10 protein-coding genes and 3 pseudogenes are annotated in these 16,693 nt (G+C 69.1%); 9 read left to right on the forward strand and 4 right to left on the reverse strand.

All coding sequences use genetic code 11. The features are described from left to right. The first annotated feature begins 3 nt into the window (after positions 1-3). Positions 4-455, forward strand: a pseudogene (locus QT17_RS13205) (DivIVA domain-containing protein). A gap of 120 nt (positions 456-575) precedes the next feature. Here the strand turns inward: QT17_RS13205 and QT17_RS03035 are convergent. After that, a pseudogene (locus tag QT17_RS03035) lies at positions 576-974 on the reverse strand (YdcF family protein); the annotation flags it as partial. A gap of 43 nt (positions 975-1,017) precedes the next feature. Then, positions 1,018-1,851, reverse strand: coding sequence for an IS982 family transposase (locus QT17_RS03040; RefSeq protein ID WP_039454941.1), 834 nt, complete (start codon positions 1,849-1,851; stop codon positions 1,018-1,020). 62 nt (positions 1,852-1,913) lie between these two features. Between QT17_RS03040 and hflX the strand changes: the two genes are divergently transcribed. Continuing rightward, positions 1,914-3,563: a GTPase HflX gene (gene hflX, locus QT17_RS03045; protein WP_039456082.1), complete on the forward strand. Its 1,650-nt coding sequence runs from the start codon at positions 1,914-1,916 to the stop codon at positions 3,561-3,563. On the opposite strand, the gene QT17_RS03050 is transcribed toward hflX, so the two are convergent. Next, positions 3,551-3,817, reverse strand: coding sequence for an acylphosphatase (locus tag QT17_RS03050; RefSeq protein ID WP_039456087.1), 267 nt, complete (start codon positions 3,815-3,817; stop codon positions 3,551-3,553). The two genes, hflX and QT17_RS03050, sit on opposite strands and share 13 nt — an antisense overlap. A 60-nt stretch (positions 3,818-3,877) precedes the next feature. On the opposite strand from QT17_RS03050, the gene QT17_RS14810 reads away from it, so the two are divergent. The 7 genes and pseudogenes from QT17_RS14810 (at position 3,878) to QT17_RS03080 (ending at position 16,083) form a co-directional block, all read left to right on the forward strand. Continuing rightward, complete coding sequence (locus tag QT17_RS14810; RefSeq protein WP_235283695.1) at positions 3,878-8,437, forward strand: hypothetical protein; 4,560 nt, start codon at positions 3,878-3,880, stop codon at positions 8,435-8,437. 1,141 nt (positions 8,438-9,578) lie between these two features. Further along, the gene (locus tag QT17_RS14815) at positions 9,579-11,891 is read left to right on the forward strand and encodes a translocation/assembly module TamB domain-containing protein (protein WP_304412943.1); all 2,313 of its coding nucleotides are present in this window, start codon (positions 9,579-9,581) and stop codon (positions 11,889-11,891) included. Positions 11,892-11,903: 12 nt separating this feature from the next. Next, positions 11,904-12,935, forward strand: a complete 1,032-nt coding sequence (gene tdh / locus QT17_RS03060; RefSeq protein ID WP_039456090.1) for an L-threonine 3-dehydrogenase — start codon at positions 11,904-11,906, stop codon at positions 12,933-12,935. Between the two features lie 41 nt (positions 12,936-12,976). Further along, entirely contained in the window at positions 12,977-14,035 is a 1,059-nt protein-coding gene (locus tag QT17_RS03065; protein ID WP_039456093.1) for a PQQ-dependent sugar dehydrogenase, read from the forward strand. A 9-nt stretch (positions 14,036-14,044) separates the two neighbouring features. Next, a complete protein-coding gene (gene mtnA / locus QT17_RS03070) occupies positions 14,045-15,037 on the forward strand; it encodes an S-methyl-5-thioribose-1-phosphate isomerase (protein WP_039456095.1) in 993 nt (330 codons plus the stop codon). Then, positions 15,018-15,631, forward strand: a pseudogene (locus tag QT17_RS03075) (ComF family protein). Before mtnA ends, QT17_RS03075 begins: the two are co-directional and overlap by 20 nt. Positions 15,632-15,684: 53 nt before the next feature. Beyond that, positions 15,685-16,083: a DUF4258 domain-containing protein gene (locus QT17_RS03080; RefSeq protein ID WP_039456264.1), complete on the forward strand. Its 399-nt coding sequence runs from the start codon at positions 15,685-15,687 to the stop codon at positions 16,081-16,083. A 26-nt stretch (positions 16,084-16,109) separates the two neighbouring features. Here QT17_RS03080 and QT17_RS03085 read toward each other — a convergent pair whose 3' ends face one another. Continuing rightward, on the reverse strand, positions 16,110-16,601 hold the full coding sequence (locus QT17_RS03085; RefSeq protein WP_039456098.1) for an OmpH family outer membrane protein: 492 nt from the start codon (positions 16,599-16,601) through the stop codon (positions 16,110-16,112). Positions 16,602-16,693 lie beyond the last annotated feature (92 nt).

Consider the following 16,693-nt stretch of genomic DNA (forward strand, 5'->3'; position numbering starts at 1 on the left):
CACATGGACCTAACCCCTTTGGACGTGCGCTACCAAGAGTTCCCCACGGGGCTTCGCGGCTACCGGAAGGAGGCGGTGCGGGGCTACTTGGCCCGGGTGGCGGAGGTCATGGAGGCCCTCATCCAGGAGAACGAGGCCCTGAGGGAAAAGGTGCGCTCCCTGGAGGAGGAGTCCCTCCGGCTCAAGGAGGCGGAAGGGGAGCTGAGGCGGGCGGTGGTGGCGGCTGAGAAGATCGCCCGCGAGCTCAAGGCCCAGGCGGAGAAGGAGGCGGAGCTCATCCGCAAGGAGGCCCAGGCGGCCAAGGAGCAGGTTGTGCGGGAAGCGGCGGAGGAGCTTAAGCGCATCCGCGGGGAGATTGAGCGGGCTAGGCAGGAGAAGGCCCTTTTCCTGGCCCAGTTCAGGGGGCTTTGGAGGGCTACCTGGAGTCCTTGAAGCGCTTGGAGGAGGGGGCTTGAGCCCGCCGGGGAGGGGCTTAGGCCCAGGTAGAGCCAAAGGCGGTAAAGGGCTTCCCGCACCCAGTAGCTCAAGGGGTAGGGCCCGGGGACGGGGTAGCCCCCCGCCTCCAGCCCCAGGAGCCGGGCCAGGAAGAGGGCCCGGGGGAGGTGGGGGGCGTCGGTGACGAGGAGGATGGGGCCCTGGAGGTGGGGCTTTAAGAAAAGGAGGTTCTCGTAGGTGTTTTGGCTTAGCGTTTCGCAGAGGAGGGCCTCCCGCGGCACCCCTCGCCGGGCCAGGTAGCGGCATCCCACCTCCCCCTCGCTCCAGGCGTCCCCCGGGGCCTTTCCCCCGGCCACGGCGATCCGGGGAGCGAGGCCCTTCTGGTAGAGGGCGAGGGCGGCCTGAAGGCGGCGCTCCAGGGCGGGGGAGGGCCTGCCCCCGTACTGGGCCGCCCCCAGGACCACGATCCAGGCGTAGCCCCCTTGGGCGAAGGCGGGGAGGAGGAAGAGGGCGAGCCAGAGCCAGCGCACGGGCCCCACTCTACGCCCGAAGGGCCGGGTTTTGCTATACTAACCCAAGTTGCTACCCAGCCATCTTCTGGGTCAGGAGACTGATGTTATGGGCCAGGACGAAGGTGAGAACTTTGATGACGAAACCCTCCTGGGTCACGGCGTGGATGCGCCTGGGGAAGAGGTGATGGAGCATGCTCCCCACCGTCTCCACCACCCTCCGCCCCACGATGGCCAGGTACTGCATCCAAGGGAGATACCGCCGGCTGTTCCTCCTGCGGATGACCATGGGAACAACCTCCTGGGCCTCCCGGAGGAGGTCCTCGTACAGATGGCTCTCGTACCCCCGGTCCAGGTAGAGCTCCGCCCCCTCGGGAAGGTCCAGGGGAAGGAGGAGAAGCGAAGCGAGGTCGTGGAAGCTCCCCGGGGTCAGGTTCACCTCGTGGACGAACTTCCCGTCGTCCACCAGGAGGTGGAGCTTGAGGCCGTGGAAGTAGACCCGCTTGCTGGGGATGAAGCCGCGGTAGGCCTTGTCCGGGAAGAGGCGGGAGCGGGGGGCGCGGATGTTCTCGCAGGCGGGGAGGGGGAAGGTGTCCAAGGCATACGCCTGGGCCTGGTGGAGGTGCTTCCAGACCTGGGCCAGGAGGTGGAGGAGGGGGAGAAGGAGGGGGTAGAGGGCGTGGAGCCTGCGGTTGAAGCGGCTTGGGGAGGGGACGTGGGTGAAGAGGCCGAGGTCTTTGGCGAGGGCCAGGGCCTTGTTGTGCTTGCCGCCGAACTCTAGGGCGGCAAGGAGGGCGAGGGTGAGGATGGCGGAGGCGGGCGTTTTGGCTTGGGGGTCATCCTTGTAGCCCATGGCTTGCAGGGCGTCGTCTATAATGCAAAAGGCCGCTATGAGACGGGAAAGCATAGCGGCCACTATTTTTTCAGATCCAGGGGATAGGTAGCAACTTGGGTTATACTAGAGGGGCATTGGAGAAGATCTTCGGCAGGACGGAAGGGCTCAAGAAGAGCGAGCTAAAGAAGCTTTCCAACCTCTACCGCCGCCGGGTGCCCCCGGAGCGGGTCATCACCCCCGAGCTGGCCCAGGCCCTGGCCCAGCTCTCCGCGGAGGTGGGAAGGCCCTTGAGCCTGCTCTTGGACCGGGAGGGCCGGGTGGTGCGGGTGGGGGTGGGGGACGCCAAGGAGCTTCCCATCCCCGAGGGGGCGAGGGCGGAGCGCAGGCTTTCCGGCTTCCGCCTCCTCCACACCCACCTTTCCCCCGGGGGGCTTTCCCGGCCCGACCTTTCCGTGCTCTTCCTGAACCGCCTGGACAGCCTGGCCGCCCTCGAGGTGGCGGAGGGGAGGCCCACCACGCTCCACCTGGCCTTCCTCTCGCCGCCCAAGGCCCTGGAGGAGGACTGGCGCATCCTGCCCCCCAGGCCCTACTTCCAGTACCTGGACCTGGACCACCGCAAGGAGGTGGAGGCCCTGGAGGAGGAGCTGGCCCGGCAGGCCCGGGTGCGGGAACTCCAGGACGGGAGCGGGGAAAGGGCCATCCTGGTGGGGGTGGACCTGGGGGAAGGCCCGGAGGCGGAGGCCGCCCTCAAGGAGCTCGCCGAGCTCACCCGCACCGCCGGGGGGGTGCCGGTGAAGCGCCTCCTCGTCTTCCGCAAGAGCCTGGACCCCCGGTACCTGGTGGGCCTCGGTAAGCTGGAGGAGCTAAAAAGCCTCGCCTACCACGAAAACGCCTCCACCCTTATCTTCGGCCTGGAGCTTTCCCCCGCCCAGGCCCGGGAGATAGAGCGGGCCACGGGGCTTAAGGTCCTGGACCGCACCCAGCTCATCCTGGACATCTTCGCCCTGCACGCCAAGACCCCGGAGGCCCAGGCCCAGGTGGAGCTGGCCCAGCTCAAGTACCTCCTCCCCCGCCTGGTGGGGAAGGGGAAGGAACTGAGCCGCCTTGGGGGTGGCATCGGCACCCGGGGCCCCGGCGAGACCAAGCTGGAGGTGGACCGGAGGCGGCTTCAGGAGCGCATCGCCCACCTAAGCCGCAAGCTGGAGGAGTACGCCAAAAGGCGGGAGGAGGCGCGGAGGCAAAGGAAGCGCCGGGGGGTGCCCCTCATCGCCGTGGTGGGGTACACCAACGCCGGCAAAACCACCCTCCTCCAGGCCCTGGCCCGGGGCGGGGAGCCGGGGGAGGACAAGCTCTTCGCCACCCTGAGGCCCCTCACCCGCCGGGGCTTCTTGCCGGGGGTGGGGGAGGTGCTTTTCACCGACACCGTGGGCTTCATCCGGAAGATGCCGGAGGAGCTCCTCACCGCCTTCCGGGCCACCCTCGAGGAGGTGCGGGAGGCGGACCTCTTGGTCCACGTCCTGGACGCTTCCGAGGAGGGGGCCTTGGAGCGGCACCGGGTGGTGGAGGCCCTCCTTCAGGAGCTCGGCGTGGAGGCCCCCCGGGTCCTGGCCCTTTCCAAGGCGGACCGGGCCGCCCCTTACGACGTCTACTACCTGCGGGAGCGGCTGGGCGGGGTTCCGGTTTCCGCCTTAAAGGGCGCGGGGCTTCCCGAGCTCAAGGGGGCCTTGGCCGAGGCCCTCCTCCGCGCCGGGGCCAAGCCCCAGGCCTGGGCTCAGTACACGTAAAACCCCTTTAGCCCGGTTTCCTCGGCCCACTGCACCTCCACCTCGTCCACCCGGGCGAGGCGGGGGCCTTGCTTGAGGTGGTGCAAGAAGGCTTTAAGGTCCTCCTCGGGGCCTTCCGCCACCACCTCCACCCGGCCGTCCGGGAGGTTTTCGGCGTAGCCGGAAAGCCCCAGTTCCAGGGCCTTCTTCTGGGCGAAGGCCCTATACCCCACCCCTTGCACCCTTCCCTTCACCAAGGCCACCAGGCGCGGCATGAGGGCATTTTAACCCGCCCTGCCACGCGGCTTTCATATCCTTTCCCTATGCTTAGGTAGATGCGGCGGGGGCTTTTCCTCCTCCTCTTTCTTTTGGCCCTCCTTGCCCTCCTCGCCTGGCCGCCCCTTCTGAAGGGGGCGGTGCTCCGGGGCCTGGCCCTGGCGGGGTTTTCGGGGCAGGTGGGGGAGGTGCGGGGGCACCTTCTTTTGGGCCTCACCCTGCGGGGGGTGCGGCTTCAGGGGGAGGGGCTCTTTTTGGAGGCGGAGGAGGTGGCCATCCGCTACGAGCTCCTCGGGCTTTTGCGCCGGGAGCTTCCCCTAAGCCTCACGCTAAAGGGGGCCCGGCTCAAGCCCACCTGGGAGGCCTTGGTCCCGGGGAAGCCAGGCCCCCCGCCCGCGCTTAAGGTGGTCTTCCGGAGCCTGGTCCTTCGGGATGCCGAGGTGGAGCTTCCCCGGGGGAAAAGGCTTTTCCTCCCCCCCTTGCGCCTCACCCTCACGGGGGAAAACCCTTACCGCTTCCTGGCGAGGCTTCCCGGGGGGAGCTTCCAGGGGGAGGCGCGGGCCTTGGCGGCGGACCTTTCCGCCTGGGAGGTGCGCTATGGGGGGGAGGTTTCCGGGCTTTCCTTCTTCTACCCGGGGCTTAAGGGGGGAAGGCTTTCGGGGGCCTTTCGGCTCGGCCCCGGGGGGATGGAGGGGGAAGCGCAGGTGGTGGGAGGGGTGGTGGAGCTCGTGGGCTTCTCCCTCACCCAGGTGGAAGGCCCCATCCGCCTACAGGGTGAGCGAGTGACGGCGCGCCTAGAGGGTGTGGGCCTCGAGGGGCCCCTCCAGGCGGAGGCGGAGGTGGACCTCAAGGGGGAGCGCTACCGCTTCCGGGTGGTGGGCAGACCCAGGCTTGCCGCCTTGGCCCGGCACTTCGGCCTTTCCCTGCCCGTGGAGGGGGATGGGGTCCTCACCCTGGCGGGGGAAGGCTGGGCGGCGCTTAAGCTCACGGGCGCGTTCCAGGGGGAGGGGCGGTTTTTGGGGGAGCCCTTCCGCCACCGGGGGCGGCTTGGGTTTGACCGGGTCTTCTCCCTGGCGGCGGAGGCGGAGGGGCGGCTTTTTGACCGGGCCTACCGCCTGGGCTTCGCCCTGGAGGGAGGCGGCTACCGGGCGGCCTTCACCGATACCTTGGGGAGCCGGCTCGTCCTGAAGGGGGAGGGGAAGCGGTTAGCGGGAAGCGGGGTTGCGGCCTGGCCCAAGCCTCTGGAGGGGAAGGCGGAGGTGGCCTTCCTGTTGGAGGGGGGCCGCTACCGGGCGGAGGTGCGAAGCCCCAGCGTGGCGCTTCCCCTTTTCGCCCCCCTGGACCTCTCCGGGGAGGTGCGGGGGGAGGGGGGGCGGGTCTATGGGCGGCTTGGGCCCTTGGCCCTTTCCGGGACCTGGGGCGACCTCGCTCTGCTCCTTTCCCCCACCCCCTTGGCGGTGGGGAGCCTCGAGGGGGAAGGCCGCCTGCGGGGGGGGAGGCTTTCCGCCGCGCTCCGCTACGCCTCCCCCTACGCCGCCTTCCCCGTGGCGGTGGTGCAGGAGGCCTCCGGCTTCCGCTTCCAAAGCCCCTACGGGGAGGGGACGTACCAAAAGGGGGTCTTGGCCCTCCGCCTCCTTGGCCTGCCCGTGCGGGCCCTGGACGAGGTGCGCCTCTATGGCGAGGCCTTCTACCGGGAAGGGGCCTTGGGGGGAAGGCTTCGGGCTGAGGGGCGCTACCTCGAGGCGGAGGCCTCCTTGCGCCGGCTGGGGGCGGAGCTTTCCGGCAGGCTGAAGACGCCCTTGGGGGAGCTTCCCTTCGCCGGGGCGTACGACCCGGGGCCGGGCCTGAGGCTGAAGGCTGGGGACCTCACCCTGGCCTACCGAAAGGCCCTGCGCCTTAAGGGGGAGGCGGCCCTAGGCCCCTTGGACCTGCGGGCGGACCTGGCCTACGACGGGGGCTTTGCCGGCTTCGCCGAGGTGAAGACCCCCTACGGGGTGGAGGGGAGGCTTGTGGGGGCGGGGAAGCGGCTTTTCCTCCGCCTTGGGGGCTATGTGGAGGGGGAAGGGGAGGTCTACCCTGAGCCCCGGCTAAGGGGAAGGCTTGCGCCCCCCCTGCCCGAGGGGCTTCGCCTTCCGCCCCTCGCCTTTACCCTGGACCGGGGGGCCCTCCGGGTGGCGGGGGTGGGGGAGGTTGGGCTTGGGGGGCGCTACCCCTTCCGCCTGGACCTTCCCTTCCGCTACCGGGAGGTGGAGGGCCGGCTTTGGGCCGAGGGGGACCTGGAAGGGGGCGCGGTGCGCCTCGCCACCCCCTACGGGACCCTGGAGGGGAAAGGCCCCTGGCGGGCGGTGCGCCTTTGGGGCCAAGGGGAGGCGCCCTTTTTGGGGGAGGGGAGGCTAGGGGGGCAGGTGGACCTCCTGGCCCTGGCCTACCGGGGGGAGGCCTTCTTCCCCAAGGGGGGGCTTAGCCTGAGCCTCTCGGGGCGGGGGGCGGGCTTTCGCCTCTCTGGGAGGGCCCCGGGGCTTAGGCTCCTGGGCGGGTACGAGGGGGGGCTTCGCCTCCTCATGCAGGCGGAGGGGTTGGACCTCTCCCCTTGGGGCCTTCCCGTGCGGGCCACGGGCACCTGGGGTACCCAAGGGGGGAGGCTCCGCCTGGAAAGCCCCTACGGGGAGGCCCTTTTGCAGGGGGAAGCGCTCCTTCAGGCGAAGGTGCGCCTCCTTGGGCCCTATCTGGAGGGCGAAGGGGAGGTTTCCCCCTCGGGCTACCGCCTGGCCCTAAAGGTCCACCACCGCCAGGGCGGGGTGGAGGTCCTGGGGGAGGCCAGGGGGGAGGGCCCTTGGGAGGCCTTGGCCCTGGAGGTCTTGGGGGAGGCAAGGCTTCCCTACCTGGACCCCTTGCCCTTCCGGGGCCGGGTGTGGCGGGAAGGGGCTTTGCGCTACGTCCTCGAGGGCCCCGTGCGCCTGGTGGGGGAGGGCCTCGCCTACCGGGGAAGCCTGGCCCTGCCCTTCCGCGTTCTGGGGCGGGAGGGAGAGGTGCGGGGAAGCTTCCAAGGGGAAGGGCTTCGCCTGCGCCTGCAGGGGGAAGGGCGCTTCGCCGGGCTTCCCTTCACCTGGGAGGGGCGGTACGGGGAGGGCCTTGCCCTCGCCCTGCGCTACACCGGGGGGGAGGTGGCCTGGGAGGGGGAGCGGTTGCGGCTCGCCCTAAAGGAGGTGGCCCCCTTGGCGCAGGCCCTGGGCGTGGCCCTGGCGGGGCGGGTGGAGGGGGAGGTGGACCTGGAGGGAAGGGGGAGGGCGGAGGCGCGCTTGGCCTATGGGGAAGAACCCTTGGCCCTGGCCTACCGGGACGGGGAGCTTGGCCTGTGGCTTCCCCGGCGGGGGGTGGGCCTCGCCTGGGAGGCCCGGGCGGGGGCGCTTCGGGGCCTCGGGGACCTGGAGGGCGGGGGGAGGCTGGACCGAAGGGGGGTGGAGGCTTCCTTCCGCCACCGGGGCCTGGAGGTGAGCCTTAAGGGCCCCTACAGCGCCCTAGAGGTGCGGGGGGTTTACCGGGGGGAGGCCCTGGGGGAGACGGACCTAAAGGCCACCTTGGACCTCCTGGGGCTTAAGGGGGAAGGAAGGGTGCGCCACGCCTCCCCGTACGCCGAAGGGGAAGTGGCCCTTTTCTGGGAGGGGGCGAGGTACTGGGGGGAGGGCTCGCTAAGGGGCCTCCAGTACCTGACCCAGGAAGGTCCCGTGCGGCTTATGGGGGAAGGGGGGAAGGTGGAGGCCCGCTGGCAGGCCCCCTTGGCCCTGGGGGTGGCCTACGGGGAGGGGCTGAGCCTCTTCGCCCGGGGAAGGGGCAAGGTGGCGGGCTTTTCCCTGGAGGCGGATCTGCGCTACGGGAAGGAAGGGTACGTGGGGTGGCTCCGGGCCTCCGGGAGGGGCCTTGCCCTCCTCGCCCAAGGGCAAGGCGCCTTGCGCTTCCGCCTCCAGGGGGAGGAGCTTCCCGGAAGCCTGCAGGCGGAGGGGGAGGTTTCGGGGCTTGGGCTTTCCGGGGATGCCCGCTACGCCCTGGGGGTGGGGAAGGCGCGGCTTGCCGCCCAGGCCCGGCTTGGGGGCACCCTCCTTGCGCCCCGGCTTGCGGGGGAGGGGTTTTGGCGGGGAGGGGGCGGCGCTGCCCTTCCGCTTCGCCCAGGAGGGGATTTCCCTGTTGGGGCTTGGGGTCTATGCCGAGGCCCCAGGCCTAAGGCTCCGCCTGGAAGGGGGGAGGCTTTCCCTGAAGGCCGACCTGGACCTAACCCCCTTTGGCCTCCCCACCCGGCTCCAGGCGGAGGGGGAGGGTCCTTGGCAAGGGCCCTTGGCCTTCCGGCTCCTCCGGCCGGAGGGGGAGGCGGGGGGGCGGGTCTGGCTTTCCCCCTTGCGGGCGGAGTTCCAAGGGGAGGCCTATGGGGAGCGGTTTGGAGGGGCGTACGGGGCGGAGGGGCTTGCCCTCCGCTTCCAGGGGCCCAAGGTGGTGGGGGAGGTGCGGTACGGGAAAGGGCTCTCGGGGCTTCTTCGGGCCCGCTATCCCCTTTCCGATGGGGCCCTTTTAGCGGAGGTGGACCTGGGGGCGGGGCGGCTTGTCCTTCGGGGAGAGGGGGCGGTTAGGGGGCAGGGGGAGGGCACCTTCTGCCTGCCCCGGCCCTTGGGGGCGTGCGCGGGCCTCGAGGGCGATCTGGCCTTGGCGCTGGGCTACCGGGACTTTTCCTTCCGGGGGGCTTACCGCTACCGGGCGGAGGAGGGCTACCTGGGGGTGTGGGCTGGGGAGGGGGTGGTGGAAAGCCCCTACGGCCGGGCGCGGCTTTTGGGGAGGGAGGGGGGGTTTGACCTCGTGGGGGAGGGGCTTCCCCTCACGGCGAGGCTGGACCTTGTGCCCTTCCGCCTGGCCTACCGCTACCAGGGCCCCTTGCCCCGGGGGCTTGGCGTCCTCGAGGCCGAGGGCACCTACCCCGGGAAGTGGCTATCGGGGCGGTACGCCTATGGGGAGGTGGACCTCGCCCTGGAGGGCCTTTCGGGCTTCCGGGTGGCCCTCCAGGGGGAAGGGGTGAAGGGGGAGGTGGGGCCCGAGGGGGTTGCCCTAGCCCTTTCGGACTTCGCCTACGGCCCCGTGCGCCTCTCAGGGGAGATGGGAGGCCCCTGGCGGCGGGTGGCCCTAAAGCTTCGCCTCGCCGCCTTGGGCCGGGAAGCGGAGGCGGAGGGGGTGTACGGGGAAGGGGCCTTGCGCCTTTCCCTCAAGGGGGACCTCGAGGGGGAGGTGGCCTGGGATGGGGCCTGGCGGGGGGAGGTGGCCTTCCGCGAGGGGCGGCTTGCCCTGGAGGGGGAAGGGCTTCCCCGGCTTCGGGGGGAGGTCCTGGGGGAGGAGGTGGCCCTGGTCTGGCCTGAGCTGGCCCTGGGGGGCCTCCATCTGGACCTTTTGGCGCGGGAAGCCCAGGGAGAGGCTACCCTTCTCCGGGGCCTCGTCCCAGGCGGCTTGGCCGCCCGGGGGGAAGGTAGGAAGGTCCTCTTGGCCTACCGGGTGCCGGGGGCGGGGCTTCCCCTGGAGGGGGAGTTGGACTTGGAAAGCCTCGCCCTAACCCTCACGAGCCCTCAGGGCACGGGCGCCTTGCGCTACGCCGAGGGCAAGGTTTCGGGGAGCCTGGCCCTGGAGGTGGGGGGCGTGGCCCTTCGCCTCCAGGGGGAAGGGGCCAAGGTGGGGGTGGAAGGGGAACACCCCGCATGGCCATGGTGGGCGGCGGGGGCGGGGCGCCTCATGGGGGAGGTGGGACTGGACGGGGCCTACCGCCTGGACTACCGGGCGGGGGAGCAGGCGGTGCGCCTAGAGGGCCGCCTCCTTTCCGCCGAGCTCACCGCCACGGGGCCCTACCTGGAGGGAAGCCTGGCCTACCCGCCCAAGGGGGAACTCAGGGTGGACCTTCCCCTTACCCCCTTGGAAAGCCGCTTCCAGGGCCGGGTTTTGGGAGAGGGGTACAGGGTGGAAGGGGCGTTGACGGGGGGCGTGGGCCGGGTGGAGGCCAAGGGGACCCTCCTCCCCCTGGCCTTGGACCTCACCCTGAAGGAGGCGGCCCTCGAGAACTTCCTGGGCCGCTACGCCCCCTACCTCAGGGGACGGGTTTCTGGAAGCCTGGCCTTGAAGGGAGGCGGGGCGGAAGGGGCGGTTTCGGGGGCGGTGGAGGTGGCGGGGACGCGCCTTCCGTTAGGCCTAAAGGGGCGCCTTGGAGGGGCGGGTTTCGCCGGGGAGGGGCGCCTGGGGGAAACCCCCTTCCAGGTGGCCTTGGAGGGGGGAAGGCTGGACCTCGTGGCAAGCCCCCGGGGCTTCCCCCTCCACCTCCTCTTGGCGGCGGTGGCGGGGCCCTTGGAGGGGGAGGCCTACTGGACGGGGGCGGTGCGCCTAAGGGTGCCCCTGGCCAACCCCTGGCGGGGGGAAGGGGTTTTGGTGGGGGAAAGCCTGGTCTTCCGGGGCGGGGGGGATGAGCTTAAGGGGCAGGCGGCCTTCCGCTTGAGCCGGGGGCGGGTGGAGGTGGACCACCTCCGCCTGGCGGGTCGGGGTGTCTGGGAGGGCGGGGGGTACTGGAGCCCCGAAGGCAGCGACCTTTACCTGTACCTGAAGGACACGGTCTTCACCCCCGTGCTCCAGGTGGTGCCCGCCCTGAAGCCCTACCGGCCCGAGGGTTCGGGGAGCCTGAGCCTGCGCCTCACGGGAGAGGGCTTTCAGGTGGGCTTTAAGGACTTCCGCTTCCGGCTCGGCCCGGTGGCGGGGTACTTGCCCGAGGGCCTCCTCTCCTTGGACGGGGGGGCGAAGGCGGAAGGGGAGCTCACCCTCACGGCGCCTTTCCCGGGGCGGGCCAGGCTTGGCCTCGAGGGCCGCTTGGAGGACTTCCGGGTGAGCGCCAAGGGGGAGGTTTCCCTCCCCGGGCTCAAGGAGGCCACCCCGGCGGAGGTGGTCTTCCGCTACCCCTCGGGGCTAGTGGAGGTTCGCCTGGGGGAGCTGGAAGCGCAAGGGACCCTTTTGCCGTTGCGCCTTGCAGGTTATGGCCGAGTAACCCTGAGCTATCCTAGCCTTTACTTGCAGGAAGGGCGTTTAGACGTGAAAGGCTTCTTCTTATACCAAGAGGGGGAAAATTACCACCTGACTGCCAACGCCGAGGTGTTGCGCGCTCGCCTAGCTTTTTCTTCGGCTCGGGAAGCCGAGGCGGCGCGACCTAAGGAGGCTGGCCCCTCGCAACCTCTTCCCTTGGTATTTGAGAATGTTCGTCTGTATGCGGAAAGAGGAGTTCTTGTTCAGGAGAGTCTGGTTCAGGGTGAGTTGGGCGGAGAGGTGTACTTGGGTGGGTCTTACCAGGATCCCTACCTTTCAGGGGAGGCTCGTCCCCTTCGGGGCACTTTCCGCTTGTGGGACGTGCTTTTTAACATTGTACCTGAAGAAAGCGCCATACGGTTTAGTCCTAGCCGGGGCATTTTGCCCGAGTTCACCCTTCAGGCCACTGGTGAAGCACGGGGCTACATCCTGCACCTTCAGGCAGAAGGGGGTTTTTTCCGCGAAAATGGTCAGATAAAGCTCCGCTTGGATCCCAAGTTGACCACAGAACCCGAACTAACCGAACTGGAGGCTTATTCCCTTTTGATCCTGGGCACCTCTGATCTAAGTCAGGTTTTGGATGCTTTACCCCAGACGATTTTGAGTGCGGCGTTGGAGAGCCTGCTTGTGGGTCAACTGGAGCAGGAGCTTGGACGGGTTTTGGGACTGGATCAATTCCAGATCCGTGCACCCTTTTTCCAGGGTGGGCAGTTGGAGGACACCCGTTTTTCGGTGGGCAAATATGTGATGCCCAATTTGTTCTTGGGGTACGAGGTGGACCTGCGGGGAGCGCAAAGCGTGTTCGCCCAATACCGCCAGGATAGACTGACCCTTTCCTTAAGCTCCCGGTTTCCGGTGGGGGAAGGGGCTTATCAAACCGTGGCTTTTCAGCTTGGGTACGAGCTTACACCCACTTTGGGTCTTTCCTTGGGCATGGAAAGTGGCGAGAGCGTGCGTTTTAGCGTGGGCGCCCTTTACCGGTGGTAGCATGGCCCCGGTATGCGCGCTTTGGCCAAGCTGGCCCCCGAAGAGGGCCTAACCCTAGTGGAACGCTCCCGCCCCGAGCCGGGGCCTGGGGAGATCCTGGTGCGGGTGGAGGCCGCCAGCATCTGCGGCACCGACCTCCACATCTGGAGGTGGGACGCCTGGTCCCGGGGCAGGGTCCGGCCTCCCCTCATCACCGGGCACGAGTTCAGCGGCGTGGTGGAGGCGGTGGGTCCCGGGGTGAAGCGCCCTCAGGTGGGGGATCACGTGAGCCTGGAAAGCCACATCGTCTGCCACGCCTGCCCCGCCTGCCGCACGGGCAACTACCACGTCTGCCTGAACACGGAGATCCTGGGGGTGGACCGGGACGGGGGGTTCGCCGAGTACGTGGTGGTGCCGGCGGAAAACGCCTGGGTCAACCCCAAGGACCTCCCCTTTGAGGTGGCGGCCATCCTGGAGCCCTTCGGCAACGCTGTGCACACGGTGTATGCCGGAAGCGGGGTCTCGGGGAAGAGCGTCCTCATCACCGGGGCGGGGCCCATCGGCCTCATGGCGGCCATGGTGGCCCGGGCGAGCGGGGCGGGGCCCATTTTGGTCTCCGACCCCAACCCCTACCGCCTGGCCTTCGCCAAACCTTACGCCGACCGGCTCGTGAACCCCCTCGAGGAAGACCTCCTCCAGGTGGTGCGGGAGGTCACGGGAAGCGGGGTGGAGGTCCTCTTGGAGTTTTCCGGCAACGAGAGCGCCATCCACCAGGGCCTAAAGGCCCTCATCCCGGGGGGCGAGGCGAGGATCCTCGGCATCCCCTCCGATCCCATCCGCTTTGACCTGGCGGGGGAGCTGGTCATGCGGGGGATCACCGCCTACGGCATCGCCGGAAGGCGGCTTTGGCAGACCTGGATGCAGGGCACCGCCTTGGTCTATTCGGGCCGGGTGGACCTCACCCCCCTCATCACCCACCGCCTGCCCCTGAGCCGCTACCGGGAAGCTTTTCACCTTTTGGCCTCGGGCCAGGCGGTGAAGGTGATCCTGGACCCCAAGGCGTAGGCCCTTATGGGGTAGCCTCTTCCCCGAAAGGGGGAAGGGGAATGACAAGAAGGCGCTTTCTCGCCGCCCTTTCCGCCCTGGCCCTAGCCCGGGGCCAGGGCCTAAGGGCGGAGGGGGTGGCGGAGGGCTTGGAGGTCCCCTGGGCCCTGGCCTTTTTGCCCGGCGGGGGGTTTTTGGTTTCCGAGCGGCCGGGGCGCATCCGGCTGGTGCGGGGCGGGAGGGTGGTCCCCTATGCCGAGCTTCCCGTCTACCACCGAGGGGAGTCGGGGCTTTTGGGCCTCGCCCTCCACCCCCGCTTTCCCCAAGAGCCCTACGTCTATGCCTACCGCACCGTGGAGGAAGGGGGGCTTCGCAACCAGGTGGTGCGCCTTCGGCATGAGGGGGAGCGGGGGGTTTTGGACCGGGTGATCCTGGACGGCATTCCCGCCCGCCCCCACGGCCTCCACTCCGGGGGGCGGATCGCCTTTGGCCCCGATGGGATGCTTTACGTCACCACGGGGGAGGTGTACGAGCGGGAGATGGCCCAGGACCTTTCCTCCTTGGGGGGGAAGATCCTGCGGATCACCCCCGAGGGCGAGCCCGCCCCCGGGAACCCGTTTTTGGGAAGGCGGGGGGCCCGGCCCGAGGTCTATAGCCTGGGGCACCGCAACCCCCAGGGCCTCGCCTGGCACCCGGAGACGGGGGAGCTTTTCTCCAGCGAGCACGGGCCGAGCGGGGAGCAGGGCTTTGGCCACGACGAGGTGAACGTCATCCTCCCGGGGGGCAATTACGGCTGGCCCCGGGGGGTGGGCCGGTTGGGGGATGCCCGCTACCAGGACCCCCTTTCCGTTTTCCCCCAGGGCTTTCCCCCGGGAAACCTGGCCTTCTGGCGGGGGGCGCTCTATTTGGCGGGGCTTCGGGGAGAGGCGCTTTTGCGCTTGGTCCTTGCGGGGGGCAAGGGAAGGTGGCGGGTTGTGCGGGTGGAGGAAGCCCTCACGGGCTTCGGGCGCCTGCGGGAGGTGCAGGTGGGGCCCGACGGGGCCCTTTACGTCACCACCTCCAACCGGGACGGCCGGGGCCGGGTGCGCCCGGGGGACGACAAGGTCCTCCGCCTCCTTTAGGCTTAGGGCGTGGAGCGCTTGCTGCCCTTCCGCTTTGACGAGGGTGAGGGGGTCTTTTGGCTTCTGGACCAAAGGCGGCTTCCCTTGGAGGAAGTCTGGGTGCCCGTGCGCACCGCGGGGGAGATGGCGGAGGCCATCCGGGCCATGGTGGTGCGGGGGGCCCCGGCCATCGGGGTCTCGGCGGCCTTCGGCATGGTCCTCGCCCACCTCCGGGGGGAAAGCCCAAAGGAGGCGGAGAGGCTCCTCCGCCAAAGCCGCCCCACGGCGGTGAACCTCTTTTACGCCCTGGACCGCATGCGCCCCCACTGGGGGGACCTGGAGGCAAGCCTTAAGGAGGCGAAAGCCCTTTGGCGGGAGGTGGAGGAGACGGAAAAGGCGATCAGCCTCCACGGGGCCAGGGTGCTTCGGGGCCGGGTCCTCACCCACTGCAACACCGGGCCCCTCGCCACCGGGGGGTATGGGACGGCGCTTGGGGCCATCCTCGAGGCCCACCGCCAGGAGCGGGTGCGCCATGTCTGGGTGGATGAGACCCGGCCCTACCTGCAAGGGGCCCGGCTCACCGCCTTTGAGCTAAAAAAGGCGGGCGTTCCCGCCACGCTCATCGCCGACAACATGGCGGGCTTCCTCATGCAACGGGGATTGGTGGACGCCGTCATCGTGGGGGTGGACCGCATGGCCCTAAACGGCGACTTCGCCAACAAGATCGGCACCTACACCCTGGCGGTTTTGGCCCACCACCACGGGGTTCCCTTCTACGCCGCCTTGCCCCTTTCCTCCGTGGACCCTGGCCTGGCAAGTGGGGAAGGCATCCCCATAGAGGAGCGCTCCCCGGAGGAGGTCCTCACCCTCCAAGGGGTGCGCCTGGCTCCTGAAGGCTTTCCCGCCTATCACCCCGCCTTTGACCTCACCCCCCACCGTTACCTCACGGGGATCATCACGGAAAAGGGGGTGCTCTACCCGCCCTTTGACGAGGCGCTAAGGGATGCTTTGGGGCTTTCTTGAGGCGCTTTTGGGCCACGCCTGCCCCGGGTGCGGGGGCCCCTGGATGGGCCCCTCCTCTGCGCCGCCTGCCGCCGGGCCCTTAAGGCCCAGGGGACGGGGGAGGTGGTCTACCTGGGGCTTTATGGCCGGGTGGGGGGCCTGGCTCGGGCCCTGAAGTACGGGCGCTGCGCTGGCCTAGCCCCCCTTCTCGCCCGCCCCTTGGCGGAAGGGGTCCTGGCCCAGGGTTGGGCCCTTTCAGGGGTGACGGCGGTGCCCACCCTTCTTCCCCGGCTTCTCCAAAGGGGGTATAGCCCGCCTGAGCTTTTGGCCAAGGAGCTTGCCCGCCTCCTCCACCTTCCCTACCGGCGGGTTTTGGTGCGGGTGCGCTACACCCCAGGCCAGCCCACCCGGGGGCGGGAGAGGACCAAGCTCCCCTCGAGGCTCTTCCTCCCCAAGGCCCGGGTGGTGGGGGCTTGGCTTTTAGTGGACGATGTCCTCACGAGCGGGGCCACCTTCCTCCGGGCCAAGGAGGCCCTACTCCAGGCGGGGGCGGAGAGGGTCTATGGGGCTTTCCTGGCGGTGCGGGACCCCGCGGCCTTAGGGCCTTACCGGTGAAGGCCACACTTCCTTGGGCGTTTCGTCCTAGACTGGGGGGAAAGGGGGTGGACGTGAAGAAGCTTCGCCGCCTTCCGGACCTCCTCCCCCACCTTAGGGAAGGTCGCTACCGCTTGGGCCCCCACGTGGCCAAGCACATGCTCCAGGAAGGCTTCACCGAGCTGGACATCCTCAGGGCCCTGGAATGGGGCAGGGAGCTTTGCATCTACCCTGAGGACCAGCGGATGCTGGTTTTGGGCTATATGGTCTTCCCGCCTCGCCTGCGCCTGCCCTTGCACGTGGTCCTGGAGTACGCCAAGCCGCGGCACGTGGACATCGTCACCGCCTTCATCCCTAAAGAGCCTTACCGGGTGTATTCCAGGAAGCGCCTCGCCGCCATCCTCCGCTTTGACGGGGCCTTGGAGGAGGTGCGTTGGAGCCTGCCCAAAGAGGCCTACCCCGCCTGGGAGTAGGCCAAGCGGGGCAGGAGGCCTGGGCTTTAGCGCTTGAGTTCCCGGATCACCGCCTGGGTGAGGTCGGTGTCCTCGTCGGCGTAGACCACCAGGCCGGACTGGGCCGCCACCTGCCGGCTCATGACCACGGCGAAGCCCTGGGCCTTGGCCACCTTGGCGATGGCCGCGTCCACGTCATCCAGGATGGGCTTGAGCGCCTGGTTCTGCCGGTCCTGCCACTTCTTCAGGGTGTCTTGGTAGGTCTTAAGGAGGGCGTCGTAGTCCTGGCGCTCCTTGGCGCTGGCTTGGCCGGCCCGCACCTTTTGGTCCAGGGGCTTGAGCTTCTCCTCCAGGGGGGAGAGCTCCTTCTTGGCCTGGGCCTGCACGTCCTGGACCTTTTTGTAGTCGGGGTGGGCCTGGATGAGAGCGTCGGCGTCCACAAAGCCGATGCGGGTGGCCACGTTTTTGTTCTGGGCCAGCATGGGGGTGAGGAGGGCGCCGAGGGCCAGGAAAAGGGCCGTAAGGGGAAGCCGTTTCATGGGCCTAAGCCTAGCTGCTCCGGGTTAGGCCAGGGTGAGAGAAAGCTTCCTTTCCCCTTGATGCGAGGGGGGGTAGGATGCTCTTTGGAGGT

It is taken from the genome of Thermus sp. 2.9 (genome assembly GCF_000794385.1).
GTDB lineage: Bacteria > Deinococcota > Deinococci > Deinococcales > Thermaceae > Thermus > Thermus thalpophilus.

Coding starts and splice junctions, on each gene's coding strand:
- QT17_RS03085 (WP_039456098.1), bottom strand. CDS start 16,601: ATGAAACGGCTTCCCCTTACGGCCCTTTTCCTGGCCCTCGGCGCCCTC.
- QT17_RS03065 (WP_039456093.1), top strand. CDS start 12,977: ATGACAAGAAGGCGCTTTCTCGCCGCCCTTTCCGCCCTGGCCCTAGCC.
- QT17_RS03050 (WP_039456087.1), bottom strand. CDS start 3,817: ATGCCGCGCCTGGTGGCCTTGGTGAAGGGAAGGGTGCAAGGGGTGGGG.
- tdh (WP_039456090.1), top strand. CDS start 11,904: ATGCGCGCTTTGGCCAAGCTGGCCCCCGAAGAGGGCCTAACCCTAGTG.
- QT17_RS14815 (WP_304412943.1), top strand. CDS start 9,579: ATGGGGGAGGTGGGACTGGACGGGGCCTACCGCCTGGACTACCGGGCG.
- QT17_RS14810 (WP_235283695.1), top strand. CDS start 3,878: ATGCGGCGGGGGCTTTTCCTCCTCCTCTTTCTTTTGGCCCTCCTTGCC.
- QT17_RS03040 (WP_039454941.1), bottom strand. CDS start 1,851: ATGCTTTCCCGTCTCATAGCGGCCTTTTGCATTATAGACGACGCCCTG.